The organism is Rhodanobacter sp. Root179, assembly GCF_001428465.1.
In the GTDB taxonomy this organism is placed as follows: Bacteria; Pseudomonadota; Gammaproteobacteria; order Xanthomonadales; family Rhodanobacteraceae; genus Rhodanobacter.
In genome coordinates this window covers 1-3,365 of sequence record NZ_LMHR01000004.1, presented here as the reverse complement: position 1 = coordinate 3,365, position 3,365 = coordinate 1, and the positions used below count along the sequence as shown (strand labels likewise).

Below are 3,365 nucleotides of genomic sequence, written 5' to 3'. Positions count from 1 at the left end.
CCGACCCTCCCCTGCGGTGCAGGGGAGGGAGTCATTCCCGCCACGACCGACACGACCCCCATGCAGCCATCGACAAACACCGCCACGCCGCTCTGGAAACGCATGCTGCTGCGCCGGCTGAAATTCCTCGCGTGGCTGGTCGCGTTGCTGGTGATCGTGCTGGGCGGCAGCTACCTGTTCGCGCCGCAATGGCTGCTGCAGGCGAACATCAAGCGCGAGGCGATGGCGGCGCACCTGGAGACGCATTCGGTGCAGGCGGGCGATACGCGCTGGGTCTACGACGAAGGCGGCGAGGGTCCCACCATCGTGCTGCTGCACGGTTTTGCCGCGGATCGCAGCGTGTGGCTGAAGATGGCGAAGGAGCTCACGCCGCACTTCCACCTGATCATCCCCGACCTGCCCGGCTGGGGCGATTCCTCGCGCGACAGCGCCGCCAGCTACACCGTCGAGGCGCAGGCGGCGCGGCTGGACCGTTTCGTCGGCACGCTGGGCCTGCAGCGTTTCGTGCTGGTCGGCCACTCAATGGGCGGCGCGATCGCCGCGGTATACGCCAGCGAACATCCGGAACACGTGGCCAGCCTGGCGCTGGTCGACGCGTTCGGGCTGAAGGGCAAGCAGAATGCGTTCGACCGCGAGGTGCTGGCCGGCAGGAACCCGTTCGTCTACGACGATCGCGCCGGCTTCGAGCGTGCCACCTCGCTGGCGTTCGAGCAGCCGCTCGACCTGCCGGGGCGCTTCGTCGACGTCATGGTCAAGCGCAACCAGCGCGACCGGGCGTTCATCGAACACAACTTCAATACGCTGCGCGATCCGTCGGAATATCTTTCCGTGCAGAACCGGCTGGGCCAGCTGGGCATGCCGGTGCTGGGCTTGTGGTGCCACGACGACCGCATCGTCGACATCTCCGCGCTGGACAGCCTGCGCAACGGCCTGAGTGCCTCCAGCGCGATCAGCAGCAGCACCATCAACGGGTGCAACCACATGCCGATGATGGAAAAGCCCGTGCAGACCGCGCAGATCCTCACCGGCTTCGCCCTGTCGCACTGACCAGACGGTGGGTGTCGGCGGCCCGGGAATACTGAATAGACACCGTTAATGCGGCCTGGTTGTCGTGAATTGCGCGTGACAACATGGGAGAATGCCGTTATCGCGCCGCATTCCGGCGTATCCATGCGTGGCAAGGGAACAATGCAACGACCGATGAACCAAAGCCTCTGGCGCACCGGCGTGGATGCCATCGTGCGAATGTCCTCGACCCGGACCAACTACTGGGCCGAGGTGGCGATCGACAGCGCGTTGTGCCTGCTGCTGCTGGTACTCGGCTGGCAGCAACACGACGGCGGCGCGGTCACCGCGCTGCTGGCGCTGGGGCTGGGCCTGTTCGCCTTCAGCTTCATCGAATACCTCTTCCATCGCTGGCTGTTCCACACGCGCATCCCGCTGTTCACCCAGGGCCACGACCTGCACCATGCCCGGCCGCTGGGCTACGACTCGCTGCCGTTCTTCCTGCCGCCGGTGGTGTTGCTGCTCCTCGCCGGCGTGTTCGTGGCGGTCATGCCGACCGGCTTCGCCCTGCTGCTGGCCAGTTCGATCACCTTCGGCTACATCCTGTACGGCCTCAGCCATTTCATCATCCACCACGTGCGCTTCAAGCAGCCGCTGCTGCGCCGCTGGGCCGGGGCACACCACGTGCACCACTACCACCCCGACACCAATTTCGGGGTGACCTCGTCGCTGTGGGACGTGCTGCTGGGCACCAAGTACGTGCGCCAGCCCAGGAAGGGCTGAACGCGCGGGAGCTTCCCCGTTGGTTTTTCCGCTTGCCCGGAGCACGCCGTGGCGAGGGGGATCGAGCGCTCCGGAACGTCGGCCTTCAGAAAACGCCGGGGATCAGCGCCTTCACCCGTCGCATGTAGTCGGTGTAGGCCGCGCCGAACTGCTCGCGCATCCAGCGCTCCTCCAGGCGCAGCTTGTACCAGAACGACACCGCCACGATGGCGAACGCGAGCAGGCCGCGCCATTCGCCCAGCGCCACTGCCGTGCCCAGGAAGGCCAGCAGCAGGCCGGTGTAGATCGGATGGCGCGCCAGCCCGTAAGGGCCGCTTTCGATCAGCTCGTGGTCCTGCTTGACCTGCACCACGGCGCTCCAGTTGTTGCCCAGCACGTGGCGCGCCCAACAGGCGAACAGCAGCCCCGCCGCGGTCATCAGCGTACCCAGCGCCACGACCCAGCCGGCCGCGGGCACGAAGCGGGCCGCCAGCACGCTGCCTTCGTACAGGCGGCCCGGCTCCAGCAGCAGCGCCGCCAGCAGCAGCGGCAGCCAGTATTTGAGGAAGCGTGACCCGGCCGGCTCCGTGCGACGGGTGTCCTTGACCTTGCGTGCGCTCCAGATCCAGTACGCCACGAAGAGAATCCACAACGCATTGAGCACGCTCTGGGTCGGGAATGGCATGGTCTGCTCCACCAAGTGTCGGCCGCCGCATGGTCGGCGGGCCGGGATGATCAAGGTATCCGCGGCAGCCCGCAAGGCGGCCTGCGCCGAAAGCCGGCTCAGTCGGCCACGTCGTCGACCAGCCGGTCGAGTTCGGCCTTGAGGATCGCGCCGTGCTGGCGCAGCCAGTCACGCTGCTCGCGCCAGCCGGGCAGCAGGTTTTCCACCTGGGCCCAAAACCGCGGCGAGTGGTTGCGTACCTTCAGGTGACACAGCTCGTGCACCAGCACGTAGCGCAGCGCCGCCGGCGGCGCCAGGGCCAGCGCCAGGTCGAGGTTGATGCGGTCGCGCGTATCCAGGCTGCCCCACAGGCTTTTCATCGGGCGGATGCGCAGCGACGTGGGCGCCAACCCCAGCAGCGGCACGTACGCGGCCAGCCAGCGCGAGACATCGCGGCGGATCAGCGATTCCAGGTGCGAGGCCAGCAGGCCACGGGCGATCGGCAGCGCGCGGGTGTGCGGGCGCGGGATCACCAGGGTAAGCCCGTCGCCATGCGCCTCGATCCGCGGATACGGACCTTCCGCCCAGTCCAGCGCCGCCGTCTCGCCGCGCAGCGGGAAGTTGCAGGGATAGCCCACCCGCAGCGGCGGCAACGGCTCGACGATCAGGTTCAGCTCATCGAGCTTCTGTTCCAGCCACTCGGCATGGTTGCGCAGGAAGGCGTTGACCTGGGCCGGATGGGTGCCGACCGGATAGGTCACCCGCGCGCCCTGCGGCGTGATGGTCAGTCGCAGGCGGCGCGCACGCGGATGGGCGGACTTCAGCACCCGGATCAGGCTGCCGCCCACCGTGGCCAGTTCCAGCCAGTCGCCTTCCAGATGCTGCGCCATGATCCTGCCTGCTCTTGCCTGGGCTCATGTAGATCGAACGGGGA

At 67.5% G+C, this 3,365-nt stretch carries 4 protein-coding genes; 2 read left to right on the top strand and 2 right to left on the bottom strand.

Annotated features, from left to right (window positions below):
* The first annotated feature begins 102 nt into the window (after positions 1 to 102).
* Positions 103 to 1,047 (top strand): alpha/beta fold hydrolase, encoded by a 945-nt coding sequence (locus tag ASD82_RS00060; RefSeq protein WP_056713605.1) that lies wholly within the window; start codon positions 103 to 105, stop codon positions 1,045 to 1,047.
* Positions 1,048 to 1,200: 153 nt separating this feature from the next.
* Complete coding sequence (locus ASD82_RS00055; protein WP_056713603.1) at positions 1,201 to 1,788, top strand: sterol desaturase family protein; 588 nt, start codon at positions 1,201 to 1,203, stop codon at positions 1,786 to 1,788.
* A gap of 85 nt (positions 1,789 to 1,873) precedes the next feature.
* Here ASD82_RS00055 and ASD82_RS00050 read toward each other — a convergent pair whose 3' ends face one another.
* Both ASD82_RS00050 and ASD82_RS00045 read right to left on the bottom strand, forming a co-directional pair.
* Positions 1,874 to 2,452 (bottom strand): isoprenylcysteine carboxylmethyltransferase family protein, encoded by a 579-nt coding sequence (locus ASD82_RS00050; protein ID WP_056713600.1) that lies wholly within the window; start codon positions 2,450 to 2,452, stop codon positions 1,874 to 1,876.
* A gap of 98 nt (positions 2,453 to 2,550) precedes the next feature.
* The gene (locus tag ASD82_RS00045) at positions 2,551 to 3,321 is read right to left on the bottom strand and encodes a SprT family zinc-dependent metalloprotease (protein WP_056713596.1); all 771 of its coding nucleotides are present in this window, start codon (positions 3,319 to 3,321) and stop codon (positions 2,551 to 2,553) included.
* Positions 3,322 to 3,365 lie beyond the last annotated feature (44 nt).